The organism is Parashewanella curva, from assembly GCF_003675895.1.
GTDB classification, from domain to species: Bacteria; Pseudomonadota; Gammaproteobacteria; order Enterobacterales; family Shewanellaceae; genus Parashewanella; species Parashewanella curva.
The window spans coordinates 74,585-94,228 of sequence record NZ_ML014753.1 but is presented as its reverse complement, the minus strand read 5'-3'; the positions used below and the strand labels follow the sequence as shown (position 1 = coordinate 94,228).

The 19,644-nt window shown below is 39.9% G+C and carries 25 protein-coding genes; 20 read left to right on the top strand and 5 right to left on the bottom strand.

Annotation, left to right across the window (positions count from 1 at the left end; genetic code table 11):
- Complete coding sequence (gene fliJ / locus D5018_RS00505; protein ID WP_121837033.1) at positions 1–441, top strand: flagellar export protein FliJ; 441 nt, start codon at positions 1–3, stop codon at positions 439–441.
- Between the two features lie 2 nt (positions 442–443).
- Here the strand turns inward: fliJ and D5018_RS00500 are convergent, their stop codons facing one another.
- Positions 444–2,837, bottom strand: a complete 2,394-nt coding sequence (locus tag D5018_RS00500) for an ankyrin repeat domain-containing protein (RefSeq protein ID WP_121837032.1) — start codon at positions 2,835–2,837, stop codon at positions 444–446.
- A gap of 201 nt (positions 2,838–3,038) precedes the next feature.
- Here D5018_RS00500 and D5018_RS00495 point away from each other — a divergent pair, with 201 nt between their 5' ends.
- Genes D5018_RS00495 through flhB form a run of 9 tightly spaced genes read left to right on the top strand, consistent with a single transcriptional unit; the run spans position 3,039 to position 9,864 of the window.
- Positions 3,039–4,448, top strand: a complete 1,410-nt coding sequence (locus D5018_RS00495; RefSeq protein ID WP_243637349.1) for a flagellar hook-length control protein FliK — start codon at positions 3,039–3,041, stop codon at positions 4,446–4,448.
- A 54-nt stretch (positions 4,449–4,502) separates the two neighbouring features.
- On the top strand, positions 4,503–5,021 hold the full coding sequence (gene fliL / locus D5018_RS00490) for a flagellar basal body-associated protein FliL (protein WP_121837030.1): 519 nt from the start codon (positions 4,503–4,505) through the stop codon (positions 5,019–5,021).
- 30 nt (positions 5,022–5,051) lie between these two features.
- Positions 5,052–6,080, top strand: coding sequence for a flagellar motor switch protein FliM (gene fliM, locus D5018_RS00485; protein WP_121837029.1), 1,029 nt, complete (start codon positions 5,052–5,054; stop codon positions 6,078–6,080).
- Between the two features lie 17 nt (positions 6,081–6,097).
- Complete coding sequence (gene fliN / locus D5018_RS00480) at positions 6,098–6,469, top strand: flagellar motor switch protein FliN (protein ID WP_121837028.1); 372 nt, start codon at positions 6,098–6,100, stop codon at positions 6,467–6,469.
- Positions 6,470–6,514: 45 nt separating this feature from the next.
- Positions 6,515–6,898, top strand: coding sequence for a flagellar biosynthetic protein FliO (fliO, locus tag D5018_RS00475; RefSeq protein ID WP_121837027.1), 384 nt, complete (start codon positions 6,515–6,517; stop codon positions 6,896–6,898).
- On the top strand, positions 6,885–7,631 hold the full coding sequence (gene fliP / locus D5018_RS00470; protein ID WP_121837026.1) for a flagellar type III secretion system pore protein FliP: 747 nt from the start codon (positions 6,885–6,887) through the stop codon (positions 7,629–7,631). The genes fliO and fliP overlap by 14 nt, the downstream gene beginning before the upstream one ends.
- Positions 7,632–7,649: 18 nt before the next feature.
- Positions 7,650–7,919: a flagellar biosynthesis protein FliQ gene (gene fliQ / locus D5018_RS00465; RefSeq protein ID WP_121837025.1), complete on the top strand. Its 270-nt coding sequence runs from the start codon at positions 7,650–7,652 to the stop codon at positions 7,917–7,919.
- 8 nt (positions 7,920–7,927) lie between these two features.
- Complete coding sequence (fliR, locus tag D5018_RS00460; RefSeq protein WP_121837024.1) at positions 7,928–8,734, top strand: flagellar biosynthetic protein FliR; 807 nt, start codon at positions 7,928–7,930, stop codon at positions 8,732–8,734.
- Entirely contained in the window at positions 8,734–9,864 is a 1,131-nt protein-coding gene (flhB, locus tag D5018_RS00455) for a flagellar biosynthesis protein FlhB (RefSeq protein ID WP_121837023.1), read from the top strand. Before fliR ends, flhB begins: the two co-directional genes overlap by 1 nt.
- Positions 9,865–9,897: 33 nt before the next feature.
- On the opposite strand, the gene D5018_RS00450 is transcribed toward flhB, so the two are convergent.
- From D5018_RS00450 to D5018_RS00435, 4 genes are all read right to left on the bottom strand, one after another.
- Entirely contained in the window at positions 9,898–10,470 is a 573-nt protein-coding gene (locus D5018_RS00450; protein ID WP_121837022.1) for a hypothetical protein, read from the bottom strand.
- 132 nt (positions 10,471–10,602) lie between these two features.
- Positions 10,603–11,004, bottom strand: a complete 402-nt coding sequence (locus D5018_RS00445) for a hypothetical protein (protein ID WP_121837021.1) — start codon at positions 11,002–11,004, stop codon at positions 10,603–10,605.
- A 120-nt stretch (positions 11,005–11,124) separates the two neighbouring features.
- A complete protein-coding gene (locus D5018_RS00440; protein WP_121837020.1) occupies positions 11,125–11,649 on the bottom strand; it encodes a hypothetical protein in 525 nt (174 codons plus the stop codon).
- Between the two features lie 44 nt (positions 11,650–11,693).
- Positions 11,694–12,014, bottom strand: coding sequence for a hypothetical protein (locus tag D5018_RS00435; protein ID WP_121837019.1), 321 nt, complete (start codon positions 12,012–12,014; stop codon positions 11,694–11,696).
- Positions 12,015–12,246: 232 nt separating this feature from the next.
- On the opposite strand from D5018_RS00435, the gene D5018_RS00430 reads away from it, so the two are divergent.
- From D5018_RS00430 to D5018_RS00385, 10 genes are all read left to right on the top strand, one after another.
- Positions 12,247–12,726: a DUF2878 domain-containing protein gene (locus tag D5018_RS00430; protein ID WP_165904970.1), complete on the top strand. Its 480-nt coding sequence runs from the start codon at positions 12,247–12,249 to the stop codon at positions 12,724–12,726.
- A complete protein-coding gene (locus tag D5018_RS00425; protein ID WP_121837017.1) occupies positions 12,719–13,252 on the top strand; it encodes a chalcone isomerase family protein in 534 nt (177 codons plus the stop codon). The genes D5018_RS00430 and D5018_RS00425 overlap by 8 nt, the downstream gene beginning before the upstream one ends.
- Positions 13,249–13,809, top strand: coding sequence for a DUF3833 domain-containing protein (locus tag D5018_RS00420; RefSeq protein ID WP_121837016.1), 561 nt, complete (start codon positions 13,249–13,251; stop codon positions 13,807–13,809). The genes D5018_RS00425 and D5018_RS00420 overlap by 4 nt, the downstream gene beginning before the upstream one ends.
- A gap of 48 nt (positions 13,810–13,857) precedes the next feature.
- Positions 13,858–14,475 (top strand): sigma-70 family RNA polymerase sigma factor, encoded by a 618-nt coding sequence (locus D5018_RS00415; RefSeq protein ID WP_121837015.1) that lies wholly within the window; start codon positions 13,858–13,860, stop codon positions 14,473–14,475.
- The gene (locus D5018_RS00410) at positions 14,472–15,122 is read left to right on the top strand and encodes a ChrR family anti-sigma-E factor (RefSeq protein WP_121837014.1); all 651 of its coding nucleotides are present in this window, start codon (positions 14,472–14,474) and stop codon (positions 15,120–15,122) included. The genes D5018_RS00415 and D5018_RS00410 overlap by 4 nt, the downstream gene beginning before the upstream one ends.
- An 88-nt stretch (positions 15,123–15,210) precedes the next feature.
- Positions 15,211–15,675, top strand: a complete 465-nt coding sequence (locus tag D5018_RS00405) for a nuclear transport factor 2 family protein (protein WP_121837013.1) — start codon at positions 15,211–15,213, stop codon at positions 15,673–15,675.
- Entirely contained in the window at positions 15,660–16,382 is a 723-nt protein-coding gene (locus tag D5018_RS00400; protein ID WP_121837012.1) for an SDR family NAD(P)-dependent oxidoreductase, read from the top strand. Before D5018_RS00405 ends, D5018_RS00400 begins: the two co-directional genes overlap by 16 nt.
- Positions 16,382–17,638 (top strand): NAD(P)/FAD-dependent oxidoreductase, encoded by a 1,257-nt coding sequence (locus D5018_RS00395; protein WP_121837158.1) that lies wholly within the window; start codon positions 16,382–16,384, stop codon positions 17,636–17,638. The genes D5018_RS00400 and D5018_RS00395 overlap by 1 nt, the downstream gene beginning before the upstream one ends.
- Entirely contained in the window at positions 17,631–18,416 is a 786-nt protein-coding gene (locus D5018_RS00390; RefSeq protein WP_121837011.1) for a DUF1365 domain-containing protein, read from the top strand. Before D5018_RS00395 ends, D5018_RS00390 begins: the two co-directional genes overlap by 8 nt.
- Positions 18,416–19,642 (top strand): SAM-dependent methyltransferase, encoded by a 1,227-nt coding sequence (locus D5018_RS00385; RefSeq protein ID WP_121837010.1) that lies wholly within the window; start codon positions 18,416–18,418, stop codon positions 19,640–19,642. The genes D5018_RS00390 and D5018_RS00385 overlap by 1 nt, the downstream gene beginning before the upstream one ends.
- Positions 19,643–19,644 lie beyond the last annotated feature (2 nt).

Below are 19,644 nucleotides of genomic sequence, written 5' to 3'. Positions count from 1 at the left end.
ATGGCAAAAGATCCTTTAAACACAGTATTAAAGCTTGCGAAAGATGCCGAAGAACAAGCTTCATTGCAATATCGAAGTGCCAAGCTCGATGAACAAAAAGCACGTGGTCAGCTTGAAGCCTTAAATCAATATCGACTTGATTATATGAGGCAAATGGGTGACAAGGTTGGTTCAAACTTATCTTCTTCTCAATATCAACAATTTCATAAATTCATATGCCAAATCGATCAAGCTATTAAGCAGCAAGTTGAAGCGATCAGGCAAACTGAAGAGCAACTCAAACATCGTCACCAGCATTGGCTTGAAAAGCAGCAAAAGAGGCAAGCAGTTGAAATGCTTTTAGAAAAAAAAGAGCAAAAACGACAGGCGGCACAAGCTAAATCAGAACAAAAAATGATTGATGAATTTGCGATACAGCAGTTTTATCGTAGGAAGACTTAGCCTCAAATAATAGTTTCTACTGATGGCGAAGGTAATGGTGGGATATGTTCGTCTAGCAGCCCTTTAATTTTGGTGTCACCTCTATCAACGGCTATCTGATAGGGGCATCTATTATATTTATCTAGCATAAATATTCCTTCTGGAAAGGTTTTCGCTAAGCAAGATATGTGAAACATTCTTCTTTGTTCGACAGCTTGGTGTAAGGGTAACCTTTTTTCTTTATCTGGAAGTTCAGCTAGTTTTGGGGAGTGTTGAAGTAATAATTCAAATACATCTGTTTTTTCAAAGCTGATGGCATAGGAAAGTGGTGAACCGCCATGTTCGTCCTGAACCATTGGGCTTATGCCCATGTTGAGTAATTGTTGACAAAGCTCAGAGTAGTCAAATTCTGCAATAACATGAAATGCATGAATTCGACGAGTTTTGGCAAGGGGATTAGCTTGTTGAGTCTCTAAAATTTTAGCTGCAATTTTAACTTTACCGTTAACTAAAGCATAGAAAAAGACTGAAATTTGAGAATCTATGAGGGTGTTTACTGAAATTCCCGTTTTTTGTAAAACGGTATTGAAAACCTTTACATCGTCATTGATGCATGCAAGCACGATAAGTTCCTTACAGTCGTTGCTACGTACTTGCTTCTGAATAAAAGGTAATGTAAATAAGTGCCTTACGATTGTGTGGTTTCCAACACTTAATGCTATTTTTAATAGCTTTATCCCATCGATTGAATTGCCATGCTTGTCTCTGTGGTTAAGTAAAAACTTGATCCTGTCCAAATCACTGTGGAGCACATAACCTTCAAGAATTTGCTGGGTTATTCGGTAACTGACTTGTGCTCCTCGCTCGAATAAAAATTGTAGATGCTTCTCTTGTATATATTGATTTCTCAATGCCTTAGATAAAGGCGAACAGCCCTCACTATCTAAGGCATTGATCGAAATATCATTAGAAAGTAACTCTACTAACTTTTTAAAATCATCAAATGAAACACTTTTATCGAAACAGCATAAAAAAACATGTAACGCAGTAGGTGTACCTATGCTGACTTGTAAAAATGGATTAGCTCCTTTGGATATAAGAAATTCTACGATATCTACGTGTGCCTTCCCCGCAGCAATTTCAATTGCGCTTGCGGTGACGTTGTCTTCTAATAATCCTCTATGGTCGATATTTCGAATATGTGGAAGCATGGCTTTTACAAGATTAAGCTCCCCCTGAAGAGCGGCTAGGTGAAAAGGAGTGTGCGCTTTATGATCAAATAAAAGGTCAATGAATAACCGCTTGGGGAGTAGGCTAGATACGGTTTTTTCAAGGTCTTCAATTTGTACAGAACTCACACGGGGATTATTGACGAGGCTGAACATAGGCACTTTTCGAGTTGTATCATGCGCATCAACTCTTAATCCTTTACTAATAAGAAATTGAATTTGTGCCAAAGTCCCGAAAGCGCAAGCATAATGAAGTAGGCTAGCCCTCTTTGTATCCATAATGTTTAACTCAGCGCCGGAGTCAATCAGATATTGATACACTTTCATTTGTTGATGAAGGAGTGCCACCATTAAAGGATATATGCCTTCATAATCTGAATCTATGCTGCGGGGACGTAGGCGAACAAGTGATTTTAAAGCTTGCATATCTTCGCAGCGACAAAGCTTAGATATAAGAAGGGCTTCAATTGAGGGCTGTTCCAGTGCTTTTCCCTCAATTTCGGGTTCAAATTGATTTTCGTCAGGTATCCAATAAAGTAATTTAAGGGCAATGCTAAAGTGCCCCTTATTGATCGCAACATAAACTGGAGTGAGAGTAGTATCTTGGGTTGCAGATTGAGTTTTTGCTCCGGCTCTCAACAAGGCTACTGCACAATCTTCGTTACCAAGCTCACAAGCGCGATATAGTGGAGACACATGTTCATTATCTACAATGTTAACTAAGATTGGATGTCGAGTTAGCTCATTAACAATATCGAGATGACCTTTCTTTGCGGCTATATGGAGTGGCGTGTCGCCATGGGAACGAGTTTTAGGCATCACATTAATGCCTTTTGCTATTAAAAATAATACAGCATTCAACTCGCCAGCCATACAAGCAAAATGTATCGGGGAGTAATTATCATAATCAGCTAATTGAATGTTTACATCCGCGCCTAGGTTGCAGAGATATTCTACTCCTTCTGAAAAGCCGAGATAACAAGCAATATGAAGTAAAGGACTACTCAAAGTTTTAGCATCGAATTCAAATGGAATTGAAGTGTTAGGGTCTCCTAGCTGAGGTACTAGTTGCTTAAAGATACTTGTATCCTTTTTAGTGATGGCTTCAATGAGTTTGTCATTTAATTGTTCATCACTATTCGGAGTAAGGGTATCTACAGGCAAACCTCTATCGACAGTTGCAAGCATGTTGGCCCCTTGTTTTGCATTACCTCTCCATCATCTTAACAATCTGTATTAGAAGAAATTAGTCTCTGTTTTTATATCTTATAATCGAATACCTATAGCTAAACCAATATAAAATTAGCTTGGCATAAATCATGCTTCGTATCTTCAAAGATAAATGTTTGACGGTTAGTTTCAAACCAGCGTTTAGAGAAGGAAGTAACAGTGACCCAAGTAAATCCTCTATCATTTATGTCTCAAGCCTCAGCAGAAGATGCAGAAGTGACTGTGGCGTTGTCGGATGATGCTAGTGTGGATTCAAAAGGCTTTGCACAACGGCTTTCGGAGCTTGCCAATAATGATGATGCGGTTTCTAATGAGGAATTAATTACCCAACCTCAAGTTGATGCTGAAACTAACCAAGATCCAAATAATAAAGAAGATCAAACTCAAGAGAACGCATTAACACCAGAGTCATTACTGGTTCAAATCAATGATTCTCAAAATTTCCAAACGGTAGTTACCCCCAGTAAGTCATTGCCAAACGGCGAGGCTTTGCCGCTTACTCAAATTGACGAAAACGAGGTTAGTGATGAATCTAAGGCGGCTGCTGAGGATGAAAAATCTAAGGTTGTGGCTGAACTTAAAATACAATCTGCAAAAGTTGATCTAACTGAAGGAGATGACGCAGATGTTGAAAGCGAACTTGCGGTTAAACTTACTAAAGCTTCATCTGAGTTAAGTACTGTCCGTAGTGGAAAAAAAATAGAAGATGAGAATGCGGTAGTTGCGAAACAGAATAATTTAGAAACTCTCTTGAATCGTCAATCAGGTGCTAAAGAAGACGTAAAATCAATTGAAACTACTGCTGCAAAGAACCTAGAAGCAACGCCTCAAGTGATTCAAAATGGAAAAATATCACAAGAACAAGAAATAGATAAAGACAATAAAGTTCAAATAAAGTTAGCAGAGTCTTTAACTTCGATAAAGCCAAATACAGAGTCACCGACCATCAAGGTTGATATGGCAAAAGCGATGGAAGTGGCTGCACAGGCTTCAACTGAACCCACTCCTATTGCAGAGAGAGTGAATCAATTACAAGCTCAAAACCCATTATCATTGCATCAGATAGCAACGCCTGAGGGCAAAGTTGAGACCCCTCAGTTACATGTGTCTCTAAGGCAAGGGAATGAGCAAGTCGTGCAAATGCAAGATATGATCAAGCGATTTTCCCCTGTTATGAAACAGCAGATGGTCGCAATGGTGAACAAAGGTATCGGGCAGGCAGAAATTCGTCTTGATCCACCGGAGCTAGGGCACATGATGGTTCGTATTCAGGTGCAGAACGACCAAACACAAGTGCAGTTTCAAGTTGCAACCCCTCAAGCTAGAGATTTACTCGAACATGCGCAACCGAGATTAAGAGAAATGCTAGCTGAGCAAGGGCTGCATTTAGCCGATAGTCAAATATCTCATCACAATGATGGTCGAAACAATCAACAAGGCAATGGGCAAGATAATGAGCAAGGATCTTCTCGCTCAAATCACTATACAGGTACTGAACAACAAGAAAGTGAACAATTAACGCTCAAAGTATCAGCAAACTCTAGTTCAGTTATAGATTATTACGCTTAAATCGTTACCATTACCCGATTAAGTTTCAAAAGTACTAAATAAGGAAATGTGGCCATGGCAGACGAAGAAACGCTAACGGTTGAAGAACAAAAAAAGAAGAGTCCGTTAATGCTCATTATCGCTGTGGTTGTTGTGCTGCTTCTCGCGGGGGCTGGGGCTTTCTTTTTTATGTCTGGAGATGATAACTCGTCAGAGTCAGCAGAAACAACAGAAAGCGCATCTTCTTCTGAGCAAGCTGCACCAATGAAGCAAGAAATGGCGAGTTATGTACCATTACCTCGACCATTTTTGTTTAACCTGACCGGAACAAAAAAAGCAGTTCTTGTTCAGATCAAAGTTCAACTTCAAGTGCGTGGTGCAGATGTTGAAAGTAATGTCAAAAAGCACATTCCACTGATTGAATCCGCATTATTGTCGACTTTCAGTGGTGCTAGCGTACAAAAACTAAGTACTCAATCAGGAAAAGATGAATTACGCCAACAAGCACTGTTGAGCGTGCAAAACGCTTTAATGCCAATCATGGGCAAGCATGGCGTTGAGAAAGTACTGTTTGTTGGGTTTGTAATGCAGTGATGAGCTGCTTTTTTAGGAAAAGAGTAATCTGTGAGTGACTTACTAAGCCAAGATGAGATTGATGCGCTGCTTCACGGGGTTGATGAGGTAGAAGAAGAGGTTGTCGATCAAAGTAATGACGATGCTCTATCGTATGACTTTTCGTCTCAAGATAGAATTGTTCGTGGCCGAATGCCAACACTTGAAATCGTCAACGAGCGCTTTGCTCGTCATCTTAGGATCAGCATGTTCAACATGATGCGCCGAACAGCAGAAGTGTCTATCAATGGCGTGCAGATGTTGAAGTTTGGTGAGTACATCCATAGTCTTTTTGTACCAACGAGCCTCAATATGGTGCGTTTCAGTCCGTTAAAAGGTACAGCGCTCATTACCATGGAAGCTCGCTTAGTCTTTATTTTGGTAGATAATTTTTTTGGTGGCGATGGTCGCTTTCATGCAAAAATAGAAGGCCGAGAATTTACGCCTACTGAACGCCGTATTATCCAATTACTGTTAAAAATCATTTTTGAAGATTACAAAGATGCTTGGGCGCCAGTCATGGATGTAGAATTTGAGTATCTAGATTCAGAAGTTAACCCAGCCATGGCTAATATTGTGAGCCCAACCGAAGTGGTGGTGATTAATTCATTCCATATCGAAGTTGATGGCGGTGGTGGTGATTTTCATATCGCCATGCCGTACTCGATGATCGAACCGATTCGAGAGTTGCTGGATGCTGGTGTGCAAAGTGACAAGCAAGATACAGATATGCGTTGGTCTCAAGCGCTCAGAGAGGAAATTATGGACGTTGACGTTGGCTTCAATGCCAGTTTAGGTGAGCAGTCAATGTCATTAAGAGACGTTATGACCATGCAAGCAGGCGATATTATTCCGTTTGACCTACCTGAACATGTGATGATGAAAGTTGAAGACTTACCAACTTATCGTTGTAAATTGGGGCGTTCAAGAGAGAACTTAGCCCTAAAGGTTACAGAGCAAATCCCACGTCCCGAAACCGTTAAATCAGAATTACAACTGGTCAAGTTACGCAATCCAACCAGTGATAGCCAAGAGAGATAGCTAGTTAAGGTTAACCTATGAATACAGAAGAAGATTGGGCGGCGGCAATGGCTGAGCAAGCCATTGAAGAAGCCAAAACTGCAACGTTAGACGAAGTGTTTGATGAGCCGGGCAGTATTGGAGCTGATAAAGATAACTTAGATGCGATTTTAGATATCCCTGTCACTATTTCTATGGAAGTAGGCCGCAGCTTTATCAGCATTCGGAATTTACTTCAGCTTAATCAAGGTTCGGTTGTTGAGTTAGATCGAGTTGCTGGAGAACCCTTAGACGTCATGGTTAATGGAACTCTCATTGCTCATGGTGAAGTGGTAGTAGTCAATGATAAATTCGGGATCCGTTTAACCGATGTTATCAGTCAGACTGAACGAATCAAGAAACTCAAGTAAGTTTTTGATAAGCTAGCGGAATACATTCTAAACCAAGGACATCCGATGAATAGCTTGCTTGTTACAACACTCGCAACAACCAGCAGTTCCAACACGGTTGAAGCACCCAGTGCACTAGGCAGTTTTGCCAGCATGATAGGTGGCTTAGTTGTAGTGGTAATGATTATTTTAGTGCTGGCATACTTAGTCAGGCGCTTTAATTTAACCCCTGCATCCAATGGTGTGATGAAAACCTTAGCTGTAACACCCGTTGGGCAGAAAGAAAAGTTGGTATTGATGGAGATGGATGGTAAGCAGTATTTGTTAGGTGTTACACAACATCAAATAACTTTACTCGATAAAATAAAAGATCCCATTGAAGTAAAAGCAGAGTCTTTTGCCGAGAAGTTGCGTCAGGCAAAAGGCAGGAAAGAAGATGCGCCTAACTAAATTATTTGTTTTAGCAATAGCCATGTTTGCGCCAATGGCTTTTGCTAAAGATGGGGTTTTACCCGCAGTAACTGTTACCACTGGCGCTGATGGTTCTACTCAATATTCGGTCACCATGCAAATTTTATTGCTGATGACTGCTATGAGTTTCATTCCAGCCATGGTGATCATGCTCACCTCTTTTACCCGCATTATCGTGGTACTTTCAATTTTAAGACAGGCGATAGGTTTACAGCAGACTCCCTCAAATCAGGTGCTAATTGGTATTAGTCTGTTTTTAAGCTTTTTCATTATGAGCCCCATTTTCAACAAGGTGTATGAACAAGGGGTGAAGCCTTACATGGATGATAAAGTTACCATCGAGCAAGCTTACGAGGCTGGAAAAAAGCCAATTATGGCATTTATGTTGTCTCAAACCCGAGTGACTGATTTACAGACCTTTATTGATATTTCTGGCTACAAAAACATTGATAAACCTGAAGATGCGCCAATAAGCGTGTTGATCCCTGCTTTTATTACCAGTGAACTCAAAACGGCTTTTCAGATTGGCTTTATGTTGTTTGTGCCTTTCTTAGTTTTGGACTTGGTGGTAGCCAGTATTTTGATGGCTATGGGTATGATGATGCTGTCGCCGATGATTGTATCTTTGCCCTTTAAGATCATGCTATTTGTGTTAGTCGATGGCTGGAGTCTAGTGATGGGAACACTAGCTAACAGCTTTGGCATCACTTAGTCGGAAGTAGGGGGAAGTATGTCTCCAGAAGCCTTAGTCGATATTTTTCGTGATGCTTTGTCTATCATAATTACGATTGTCTCGGTCATTATTTTACCGGGACTTGGTATTGGTTTGTTAGTGGCGGTTTTCCAAGCGGCAACATCTATCAACGAACAAACGTTGAGCTTTTTACCAAGATTGATAATGACGTTATTAGCTTTGATGCTGCTGGGTCATTGGTTAATACAAACCATGATGGAATTTTTTATGGAGATGGTTAACCGCATCCCGCAAGTAATCGGGTAGACGATAGCATGGAATTTTTAATGAGTACCATAGAGAAGACCCTTGCAGGTTATCTATGGCCGTTATTTCGAATTTCTAGCATGTTCATGGTAATGGCTGTGTTTGGTGCGACCACAACTCCAGCCCGAGTTCGGTTACTGTTAGCAGTGGCAGTAACCATTGCTGTTGCTCCAATGTTACCCGCTATGCCGTCAATTCCTCTGTTTTCATTAGAAGGCATGTTTGTAAATGCACAGCAAATCTTGATTGGTATCGCCATGGGGTTTGTGAGTGTGATGCTGCTGCAAACCTTTGTGCTTACAGGGCAAATTATTGGTATGCAAACCAGTTTGGGGTTTGCGTCTATGGTCGACCCTGGTTCTGGTCAGCAAGTTCCTGCTGTTGGTAACTTCTTCCTTATTTTATCGACGTTATTGTTTTTGCAGCTAGACGGTCACCTGTTGATGATAAAAATGCTCATTGCCAGTTTTGAGACTTTGCCTGTATCAACCGAAGGGATAGCAATTGGCAGCTACAAAGCGGTTGCGGACTGGGCCTCTTATATGTTTGGTGCGGCATTAACAATGTCGATTTCAGCAATTCTAGCGCTTTTACTGATCAACTTATCCTTTGGTGTGATGACTCGAGCCGCACCTCAATTGAACATTTTTTCTATTGGTTTTCCTATTACCATGCTCAGTGGTTTATTGGTGTTGTGGTTAACCTTAAACCCCATCATGGCGCATTTTTCAGAAGTATGGAATTCAGCTCAAGTGCTTATGTGTGACATTCTGCAATTACAGTGTCAGGTATCTGTAAATAAAGGAGGGCGCTGATGGCAGAAGACAGTGGCCAAGAACGGACAGAGGAACCCACCAGCAGGCGCTTGCAACAGGCGCGAGAAAAAGGACAGGTTGCACGCTCTAAAGAATTGGGTACATCAGCAGTGTTGCTCGCGGCAGCTGTTGCGTTAGCAATGATGGGGCCTAAATTGGCTCAAGCATTGGCCAGTATCATGACCAATTTATTTACCATCGAAAGAGCTAATATCTACGATGTTGATGCCATGCTTAGAGTCTGGGGAACCGTTGGTTCGGAGCTAATGTTTCCTGTTTTAGGTATTGTAACTTTATTGGCTCTTGTGGCTTTTATTGGAAATATTGCACTTGGTGGACTTTCTTTTTCCACCAAAGCCTTTATGCCTAAAGGCAATAAGCTTAACCCTATGAATGGCTTTAAGCGGATGTTTGGTACTCAAGCATTAGTGGAGCTAACTAAAGGGATTGCTAAGTTTTCAGTAGTGGCAATTTCGGCTTATACACTGCTTAGTATCTATTTTGAAGATATCATGCAGCTTTCGGCTTCGCATTTACCTACCAATGTATTTGAAGGGCTGAATCTATTATCTTGGATGTTTATCATTTTATGTTCATCAACCTTGCTGATTGTGGTTATTGATGTGCCGTTTCAGATCTGGAATCACAATAAACAGTTGAAAATGACCAAGCAAGAAGTGAAAGATGAATATAAGGACACTGAAGGTAAACCAGAAGTTAAAGGTCGTATTAGGCAACAGCAAAGAGAGATTGCACAACGAAGAATGGTGGCGGAAGTGCCTAATGCCGATGCTATTGTGGTAAACCCTGAGCATTATGCGGTAGCAATAAAATATGATGCTGATAAAGCGGCTGCGCCTTATGTAATTGCAAAAGGCGTAGATACCGTAGCCTTTAAAATTCGAGAAATTGCCCGCGAGCATGATGTGGCAATAGTTTCCGCACCACCGTTAGCCCGAGCGATATATCACACCACAAAAATCGATCAGCAGATTCCAGATGGTTTGTTTATAGCAGTCGCTCAAGTGCTTGCTTATGTATTCCAGTTAAAACAATATCAAAAAGGTAGAGGGCGAAGACCAACGCCAATTCCTACAGAGCAGCCGATACCAGAGGAGTTGAGGTATTAGTTAACAGCCACTCTTTGGAATAGTTCATTTCAATCACTCATCAAGCTCGCTTCGCGCCATGCAACAAATTACTGTAACTATACATGGGCAGCACAGGATACCACCCATGGTACCACCAATACGGACAGCCCATTTTTTAGCTGTTGAATAATAACTGCGGCCGGTCGGTAATGTTACCTTTTTGTCGAGAGCTGGGTGATGTTTATCAATTGTATCTCTTCGTAAATTTGTATCAGATACAAAAGCGTCAGTTAAGCTGTTAGAGAGCTTTTCAGCAAGTGGATCAGGTCCTTTGAAAGGCTGGCTATTCAATCCTTTTTGAGGCTTCTCAGACTTAAGTGTAAAGTATGCAGACACTTGCATACCTGTCATTCCACAGAAGATACTTTCTTCAGACGGTGTTAATGTAAGTTGATAAGTACGACTTACTTTATCAGAAAATGAAACGATTAACTCTTCTCTGTGTTGATCTATAAACGCTCTCCATTCACGTTTATTAATTTTGCCTAAATGTGCAGGGTTGTCTGACTTTAAACATAAGTCTAAGGCATTGTCCCAGCTATGATGCGGGCTTGTATTGAGTGCAGCGTATTGTTGTGAAGACATAACACGGTTTCCGAAAATTAGATAAAGGATTCAATATGTCAAATAAATACTGAACCATTAGTTAATATGCGGTGATTGTTCTGGCTTCTATCAGAGTAAGATGTTGATTTAAGGTTTAGAAAAGCCAAGGTTCTACATCATGACAATATCGGGCTTTTGGGTATAAATATGACAAGCTTCTGTTTTATCACCTCTTAACCATATATCGAAAGCATGGCTGTTATTGGTGTCAGTTATTACGAAACACACTGGATTTGGAATTTCATTTTTGGGGCGGTGAATATTCTGCTTTGAAAATAAATGTTTAAAGCAGTTAAAAACTGAGTAAGTTAGTTTGGCCGTATTTTCATCATCATGTAGTTTATGGCTTTGATTAGCTTCGACTCTATAATGGACATCACCGTCTTTTTTTCGAGTGACGGTTATTTTATGGCTGTTGCCTTGGGGATAGTGAACCTTTTTGGAACGACTTGATTTTTCAACCTCAAAAGAAATAAAAGTGGCTAATGGGTATCTTGTTGCTTCTAAAAACATTTTTCTTACTTTTTGATTTTAAATGTACAGATTTTATCGAGTGTGTTGCGGCCAAACAACAAGTTTCCTGAAAGATGAATCATGATTAACACGTCATTGGTAATAGCTTTTATTGTTTTATCAATTATTGTCACTATCACAACAAGTTATAAAGCAAATTAAAGCGCATATCGCAGGTGAGCATAAGGCCGTTCTGGCAGCAATATTACGTTTATCCCATTTAGTGAGAAAACAGGGGCTTTTAGGCAAATCATATTCACTTACAAGTGCAGGGTGATTATGTTTGATAATGAGTTCTCTTAAGCTTATTTCTGAACTTAAAGTATCAGTTAAATCTGTAGAGAGTTTTCTTGCAATTTCATCGGTAGTGTTATCTGAATATGTAAAAAATGACGCTGTAACCCTTAAGTTTTCTGCAGCTAAACATAAAATTTCTATATGAGGAGTTAGAGTAAGTCGATATTGCTTTGTGGTATTTTGGAAGGAAACTGTTAGATATGGAGTATTTTCATTAACAAAAGCTTTCCACTCAGAGAAACTCACTTTTCCAATTTTATTCGCAGAAGGGCCTGATACAAGTAATACGTAATTTTGGTAATCCTTACCCTGAGGTTCTTCATAAACTTGAGAGATACTTGAAGCCATAATATAACTCGTCCTCAAAGGAGACAAATAACATCATTGTTTAATCATGTATTGGCGTGTGGGTCATAATGAAATGTCGCTTCAGTTTGATCATGTGGCATCCATAGTTCAAACTGATGTGCATTTTCTTTATCTGTTATTTTGAAACAAGTTGTGCATTGAAAAAAAATTAGGTTTGGATGAGTCCCATTTAGAAGATTTGGGTTTACCTTTACTTTATAATCAACTTCGTTATCTTTTCTTCGATTTATATATACCATGTAATAACAATTCTCAATGCTGCAAGATTCTACTGCTTTTCCTGTGAAACCTACCTCAGACGATACATATCTTCTAAGTGAGGTTTCTGCTATTTCAGATGACATGTCTATACCTTAGCTTTTGTTCAACGATTAAAAATGCTACGAATTAATCAACGTGGATACAACTTATTAAGCCATTGATGAATAATTATTAATTGTTGAATTTCTGAGGGCTTAATATTAATCGCATCCAAATCAAGATGTTATTTTGGTGGTGTCTTTCTTAATATGAACTGATCGAAAAATTGTGCGGTTTCGTAAGCTACGTACGGAGGTGCATATGGTTTTCAACTGGATGTTATTCAACTTAATGTGGCTGGGATGTGTGAAATACGGAAATAACGTTGCTCCCTTTGTATTGGTATGGGCAATTGTTCATTTGTGGATGAGTAGCAAGCCTTGGCAACAGCTTGCTTTAGTTAGTTTCGTCACTTTCGTCGGCATATTTGTTGATACTGTATTGATGCATGCTGGTTTCTTTCAGTTTCCAAATCAAGGTGAAATAATTCCCTTGTGGTTAGCCATGATGTGGCTAAGTTTTGCTTTGACTATTAATGGCTGTCTATCCCTATTAACGCGTAGCAAAGTATTGCAGTGGATCTTTGGAATGGTCTTTGCGCCACTGGCTTATTGGGGGGGAATTAGTATGAGTGATGCTAGCTTTGGTCAACCATTTTGGCTAACGTTAATGGTGATTGGTGCCCTTTGGTCTATATTGATGTTGCTGTTTTTCGAGGTTAATGAACGTCTGAAAAAGGTGGAATCTTTTGCGTAAATGTATACATGTAATTTTATTAGGTTGCTGCTCATTAGCTATGTATCAGGCTAAAGCTTGTGATCTTGATTTTCCAGATCTTACAGAAAGCCATACTCAAATGAAAAAACTAGGTAATGCCTCACTTTCAGTTTTATTTTGGGATATATACAAAAGTACCTTGTATACAAGTGAAGCTGAAAAGCCTAGTTCAGCATCAAAAGTGTTGTTTGAAATCCAGTACCAACGTGAGATTGGCAGCCAAGATTTGGTTGAGCAAACAATGGCGCAATGGCAGCACCTTAAACTATCACCAGCAGAATACAAAAATTACCTACCTGAATTAAGAAGTATTTGGCCAAGCGTGAAAAAAGGTGACACCTTAGCGCTATTGGTAAGCAATAACAGCAGTTCTTTTTATTTAAATCAATCATGCATAGGAACCATAAACGATCCTCATTTCGGTAAGCGCTTTCTAGACATTTGGTTATCACCTAATACTTCAGAGCCAAAATTGCGTAAACGTTTATTGGGAGAAAGAGGATGAAAATTCGATTTTTGATACTATCTGTAATTTCGCTACTAATGCTTAGCGCTTGCTCTAGTGACATTAATGAATACAAGGGCACTGCTCCAACGTTGGATATAAAGAATTATTTCACTGGCGATATTGTAGCTTGGGGAATGTTGCAAGATTACACTGATAAAGTAACACGTCGATTTTGTGTCGAAATTAATGGCAGTTGGCAAGGCCGTAATGGGTTGCTAAAAGAGACCTTTTATTGGAACGATGGTGAGATCTCGCATCGAAATTGGCAGCTAAATAAACAAACTGACGGCAAATATACCGGCACCGCTGAAGATGTTAATGGGGTGGCTAAAGGGCAACAACAAGGGTTCGCTTTCAATTGGAAGTATGCCTTACAAGTCCCTATTGGAGATAGCTCTTACTCTTTCGACATTGATGACTGGATGTATCAACTCGATCAGTACAGAGTTATTAACAAAAGTAAAATGTATAAGCTTGGTATACATGTCGCAGATATTACCATTTTCTTTAATAAGAAAACGAGTTCAAAAAAATGTGATCTAAACCCTAACTGATACCGTAATTTCAGTAACGGAATTTTATAGTGTTTAACAGGTTTATTTATGGCAACAGCTACAAGGTTATTTGCAAACACTCATGAGTATGCTAAAGCTTTACCTATGACATTAAAATCACCGCCCCAAGATTTAGAGCAGTTACTTTTGGATGTTGCGTTAAAGCGCGATAAGAATGCATTTTCCCAATTATTCAAATTATTTGCTCCTAAAATCAAGCACCACGCTCAAAGCAAGTTAGGCAGCCAAGATGCTGCCAATGATATTGTGCAAGAAACCATGACCAATGTGTGGCGCAAAGCTCATTTATTCAACCCTAACAAGGGTGCAGTAAATACTTGGGTGTATACCATCATGAGAAATGTGACTTTTGATGCTTTGCGTAAAATCCAAAGCAATCGCGAAGATGTTGTTAGTGAAGATATTTGGCCGCTGATAGACATTGAGACAGTAAAACCGATGGAAGAAGATCATCTCTCAACTAACTTATTGATGAAGCATATAAATGAGTTATCTCCCGAGCAGCAAGCTGTGGTAAAAGGCATTTATTTTAGTGGTATTTCTCAAGAACAATTAGCAATACATCTTGATTTACCTTTAGGGACAGTCAAATCAAGGCTAAGGTTGGCGATGGCAAAGCTCAAAGCAATAGGAGCACACCTATGATAAATTATCATCCAGACTCACAGCTACTCACTTCTTATGTGAGTGGTGAATTGATGACTTCATTCAGCTGTGCGGTTGCCATACATCTTGAAAAGTGCCCTAGTTGTCGACACAAAGCAGAAAGTTTCATTGAGCAAAAAGCCTGTCATGCTTTCCAATTTGAAGAAAGCAATGGAGATAGCTCAGAGTTTGACGGAATGCTAAATGCTATATTGTCTGATGATGGTATCGATACACCGCCAATAAACTATTTAAAGGAAATGGAAATCGGGGGTGAGCAGTTCACCTTACCAAGAGCCTTATCCAAGTTAAGCTTTGGTAAAGCTAGCTCTATTGGAAAAATATCTCGCTCAAGAGCAAAGTTGGATGAAGGCTCAGTAAGAACCAGCCTCATGCACATTGAAGCAGGTGGCAAAGTGCCGCAGCATACCCATAAAGGTTATGAGTTAACGCTAGTGCTTAGCGGTAAGTTTAAGGATGAATCTGGCGAATACAGCGAGGGAGATTTTATTTTTCTTGAAGGAAAACACAAACATCAACCTGTTTCTGTAAATGGTTGTCTTTGTATGACGATTGTTAGTGACTCTCTACACTTCACTCAAGGCATTAATAAGTTACTCAATCCAATTGGAACATATATTTATTAATCATTGATCTGCCCGTTAAGTTGTCGCGTATTGAGCTGTTACTACCCATTGATAAAAACTGAGTTTGGGTAGATGACAAGGAGCTAAAATGTCTGCACAACTTGAGAATTCATCCAATCCCATTTGGCTCAACAATATTGTTGAGCTTTATCAAACTCTTACTAAGCAAGAACTTAACAAAATTTTAGATGTTTATCATGAAGATGTCGTATTTCGAGATCCTATTCATCGTGTCGTGGGTGTCGATGAACTGCATGAATATTTCCAGACCATGTACAAGAATACTACTTCATGCGAATTTGATATTTACGAGACTTTCTTTGATAAGCGTAATGCCGCTTTGTATTGGAAGATGACCTTTATCAACCCCAAAATTAATCGTGGAAATCCCATTTTGGTTGAAGGACATTCACTGATTCGAGGGCAAGGGGATAAAGTCATTTATCACCGTGATTATTACGATGTTGGGGAAATGGTATATGAACATGTCCCTCTACTAGGGTTTATGGTACGTAAGCTAAAAAGGTTCATCGGAAAATGCAAAAAGTCTTGATCACAGGTGCTTCATCAGGGATTGGCGCAGCGCTATATTCACAATATATTTCTCAAGGTTTTAACGTCATAGCTTGTGGTCGCAACCAGCAAAAGCTTGAAGAACTGACTCAAGCTCACGTCAAAGGCACAGGGCTGGTGTTTGATGTGACTCAGCAGCAACAAGTTGTAGAAGCGACAAGGGATATTGATGAGTTAGATATTCTGATCCTAAATGCTGGTGATTGTAAGTACATTGACGACGCTAAACATTTCGATGCCAGTCTTTTTAAGCACAATATTGAAACCAATCTTATTTCTGTTGGCTATCTATTAGAGAGCTTATTGCCTAAATTAAAGCATGGTGGACAATTGGTGTTGGTGAGTTCTAGCGCAACGATTGTGCCTTTCCCTCGGGCTGAAGGATATGGTGCCTCTAAGGCCGGCATGGACTATTTAGCCAAAAGCTTAACGATTGACCTAAAACCACACAATATTGATGTTAGCCTTGTTCACCCTGGTTTTGTGAAAACGCCACTTACTGATAAAAACGACTTCTCAATGCCTTTTTTGATCGATGCTGAACAAGCGGCACAAGCAATTTTTGCAGGTGTATCAAAACGTAAACGTTACATTCATTTTCCTAAACGTTTAACCCTGTTATTAAAAATGTTTTCACTCCTGCCTTTTGCTTGGTGGAGCAAGATGATTTCAAGGACGACTCGATGATAAAAAATATTGCCGTGATTGGTAGCGGCATTTCGGGATTAACGGCAGCTTATCTACTGTCAAAGAAACATAATGTAAGTGTATTTGAAAAAGCGGATCGCATTGGTGGCCATACGGCTACAGTGGATGTGGAAGTCGACAATAGAGCTTACGCAATTGATACAGGGTTTATTGTATTTAACAACAAGACTTACCCTAACTTTTTAACGCTTTTATCTGAATTAGGTGTTGATAAGCAAGAAACGGAAATGAGTTTCTCTGTTAAACACGCTCAAACGGGGCTTGAGTATAACGGCCACAACCTTAATACCTTGTTTGCTCAGCGACGCAATATTCTCAACCCTAAGTTTTGGGGATTGATCAGGGAGATTTTGCGATTCAACAAACACTGTAAACAACTCTATGCTAGTGATGACTTCAGTGTTTCACAAACCCTCGGGGAATTTTTATCTCAACACAAATTTAGTGACTACTTTTGTCAAAATTATATTTTACCAATGGGAGCTGCCATTTGGTCATCATCACTCGATGATATGCGGCTGTTTTCGCTGCGTTTCTTTGTACGCTTTTTCCATAATCATGGTTTGTTGAATATTACAGATAGACCACAGTGGTATGTGATCCCTAAAGGCTCTCGAAGTTATTTAGAACCTTTGATAGAACCATTTAAAAATGACATTCATCTCGACCAGAATATTAAAGGGATAACCCGCCGTAATAACAAGGTGCAATTAATCTTTGAGAATAAAACCCTTGAGTTTGATGAAGTCGTCGTTGCTTGTCATTCTGATCAGGCTTTAGCTTTACTCGATGATGCAACAGAGCTTGAAAGCGAAATTCTAGGTAGTATTCCTTATCGTAGTAATGATGTGGTGCTTCATACTGATTCAGATATTCTTCCTCAGCGTCGCAAAGCGTGGGCGAGCTGGAATTATCAGTTGGGTTTATCAAGCAGTCGTCCAGCGTGCGTCACTTATAATATGAATACCCTTCAAGGGCTTAAAAGTGACACCACCTTTTGTGTGACCCTCAACCAAACAGAGCGTATTGAGCCATCTAAGGTATTAGGTCGCTTTAACTACCATCATCCTGTTTATTCCATTGAGTCATTAGCAGCGCAGCAACGCAAACAAGAGATCTGCGGTATCAAGCATACGCACTTTGCTGGAGCCTATTGGTATAACGGTTTCCACGAAGATGGGGTAAAGAGTGCGGTCGAGATAGCAAAGCGTTTTGGGTGTGGCTTCGATGAGTAAACTGAATTTTTCAAGTATTTATAAAGGCTCGGTTTATCATTCTCGATATAAACCCAAGCCTCATCATTTTGACTATTCGTTATATATGATGGCGATTGATCCTGATGAAATGGCGGGTGGTGGTGTTGATTGTTGGCCATTTGGTCAACGCTGGTATCACCCAATGAGGTTCTGTGAAAAAGATTATTTGCGTGATGATCTGGGGTCACTTACTCAGCGTATCAAAGACAAGGTAAAAGCCTTAGGTGGTGAGAAGCCAATCACCCGAGTGCTGATGCTGGCTCAGCTTCGGTGTTTAGGTTTGTATTTCAGCCCAGCTAACTTTTATTTTTGCTATGACAATAATGGTAAGTGTCACTATACCTTGGTAGAAGTCAGTAATACGCCATGGAATGAACGTCATTATTACTTGGTAGATATGAAGTTTATCGAGTCTGAACAAACGCAAAAGGCCTTTCATGTCTCGCCCTTTATGAATAACGATATGAAATATCGATGGGCGATATTACCACCAAACCTTAATAAAGAAGATGTATTAATAAAAATACAAAATTGGAACGAATTTGAGTTAGGGAACCCTAAAAAACTGTTTGAAGCTGGAATGTTTCTAAGAAAGATATCTATTACACGTGGGGCATTATTTAAGTTGTGGCTGTGTGTGCCAATGATGACCTTAAAAGTCCTATTTGGCATCTACTGGCAAGCATTTCGGCTGTTTCTAAAGGGAATACCAATAACCACTTATCAAAAACAAAATAAGGTGAGTAAGGATCAGTAATGGAAAATATTGTAACTTCAAATATCACCAAACCAACATGGCTGCAAAATCGTTGTCGTGATTTTATATTTAAGCAGCTGGCTCAGTTACTCGACGGCGAGCTTAGTCTTGTTGAGCCTGATTCAACGAAACATAGATTTGGTCAGCGTCGAACCGAACAATGCTTGAATGCTGAGATAAGGATCCATGATTGGAGCTGTTATCGAGACTGGGTGATCAATGGGAGCATTGGCGCTGCAGAAGCATACATTGAGAACAAATGGTCGACATCCAATTTGACACAAGTGATCCGTTTGTTTGCTAAAGCGCAAAAGATTACTGATAAATTAGAGTCCAAACAAAGCTGGTGGAGCCAAATAAGCCAAACCTTATCCCACTGGGCAAACAAAAATAGCTTAGCGGGTTCTAAAAAGAACATCATCGCTCATTATGACTTAGGCAATGAGCTTTATACTCGTTTTCTCGATAAAGAAATGATGTATTCAAGCGCCATCTATCCAGATCCTAATGCCACATTGGAACAAGCACAGCTCAATAAGCTTGATGCAATATGTCAAAAGCTAGATTTAAAGCCCAGTGACCACTTGCTCGAAATCGGGACAGGGTGGGGAGGATTAGCGGTTTACGCTGCAAGTCACTTCGGCTGTAAAGTAACAACAACCACTATTTCAGAAGAACAGTTCGCTTATGCAGAGCAGCGTATAAATGAGTTGGGGTTACAAGACAGTATTACCTTGCTTAAACAAGATTATCGTACGCTGGAAGGTACGTTTGATAAATTGGTATCCATCGAAATGATTGAAGCGGTAGGGTATCGCTATCTGCCAGAATTTTTCAAAATATGTAATGACCGGCTAAAACCCAATGGAAAAATGCTGATCCAAGCGATTACTATTGCTGACCAGCGATTCGAACCCTACAAAAATAGCGTCGATTTTATACAAAAATATATTTTTCCCGGTGGATTTTTACCTTGCATAGCAGAGATGACTGCATTGACTCAGAAAAAAACACACCTCGTTGTCGAGGGAGTGGAAGACATAGGTCTGCACTATGCTAAAACCTTAGCTCATTGGCGTGAGCGGTTCTTACTGCGATGGCATGAGATAAAACACCACGGTTACGATGACACATTTAAGCGGTTATGGCTGTATTATTTCGGCTATTGTGAAGGGGCATTTTTGGAACGGTCAATCAGTACTGTACAGATGGTACTAAGGAAGTAGCG

Coding starts and splice junctions, on each gene's coding strand:
- fliJ (WP_121837033.1), top strand. CDS start 1: ATGGCAAAAGATCCTTTAAACACAGTATTAAAGCTTGCGAAAGATGCC.
- D5018_RS00500 (WP_121837032.1), bottom strand. CDS start 2,837: ATGCTTGCAACTGTCGATAGAGGTTTGCCTGTAGATACCCTTACTCCG.
- fliL (WP_121837030.1), top strand. CDS start 4,503: ATGGCAGACGAAGAAACGCTAACGGTTGAAGAACAAAAAAAGAAGAGT.
- fliN (WP_121837028.1), top strand. CDS start 6,098: ATGAATACAGAAGAAGATTGGGCGGCGGCAATGGCTGAGCAAGCCATT.
- fliO (WP_121837027.1), top strand. CDS start 6,515: ATGAATAGCTTGCTTGTTACAACACTCGCAACAACCAGCAGTTCCAAC.
- fliP (WP_121837026.1), top strand. CDS start 6,885: ATGCGCCTAACTAAATTATTTGTTTTAGCAATAGCCATGTTTGCGCCA.
- fliQ (WP_121837025.1), top strand. CDS start 7,650: ATGTCTCCAGAAGCCTTAGTCGATATTTTTCGTGATGCTTTGTCTATC.
- fliR (WP_121837024.1), top strand. CDS start 7,928: ATGGAATTTTTAATGAGTACCATAGAGAAGACCCTTGCAGGTTATCTA.
- flhB (WP_121837023.1), top strand. CDS start 8,734: ATGGCAGAAGACAGTGGCCAAGAACGGACAGAGGAACCCACCAGCAGG.
- D5018_RS00450 (WP_121837022.1), bottom strand. CDS start 10,470: ATGTCTTCACAACAATACGCTGCACTCAATACAAGCCCGCATCATAGC.
- D5018_RS00445 (WP_121837021.1), bottom strand. CDS start 11,004: ATGTTTTTAGAAGCAACAAGATACCCATTAGCCACTTTTATTTCTTTT.
- D5018_RS00440 (WP_121837020.1), bottom strand. CDS start 11,649: ATGGCTTCAAGTATCTCTCAAGTTTATGAAGAACCTCAGGGTAAGGAT.
- D5018_RS00435 (WP_121837019.1), bottom strand. CDS start 12,014: ATGTCATCTGAAATAGCAGAAACCTCACTTAGAAGATATGTATCGTCT.
- D5018_RS00430 (WP_165904970.1), top strand. CDS start 12,247: ATGTTATTCAACTTAATGTGGCTGGGATGTGTGAAATACGGAAATAAC.
- D5018_RS00420 (WP_121837016.1), top strand. CDS start 13,249: ATGAAAATTCGATTTTTGATACTATCTGTAATTTCGCTACTAATGCTT.
- D5018_RS00415 (WP_121837015.1), top strand. CDS start 13,858: ATGGCAACAGCTACAAGGTTATTTGCAAACACTCATGAGTATGCTAAA.
- D5018_RS00410 (WP_121837014.1), top strand. CDS start 14,472: ATGATAAATTATCATCCAGACTCACAGCTACTCACTTCTTATGTGAGT.
- D5018_RS00405 (WP_121837013.1), top strand. CDS start 15,211: ATGTCTGCACAACTTGAGAATTCATCCAATCCCATTTGGCTCAACAAT.
- D5018_RS00400 (WP_121837012.1), top strand. CDS start 15,660: ATGCAAAAAGTCTTGATCACAGGTGCTTCATCAGGGATTGGCGCAGCG.
- D5018_RS00390 (WP_121837011.1), top strand. CDS start 17,631: ATGAGTAAACTGAATTTTTCAAGTATTTATAAAGGCTCGGTTTATCAT.
- D5018_RS00385 (WP_121837010.1), top strand. CDS start 18,416: ATGGAAAATATTGTAACTTCAAATATCACCAAACCAACATGGCTGCAA.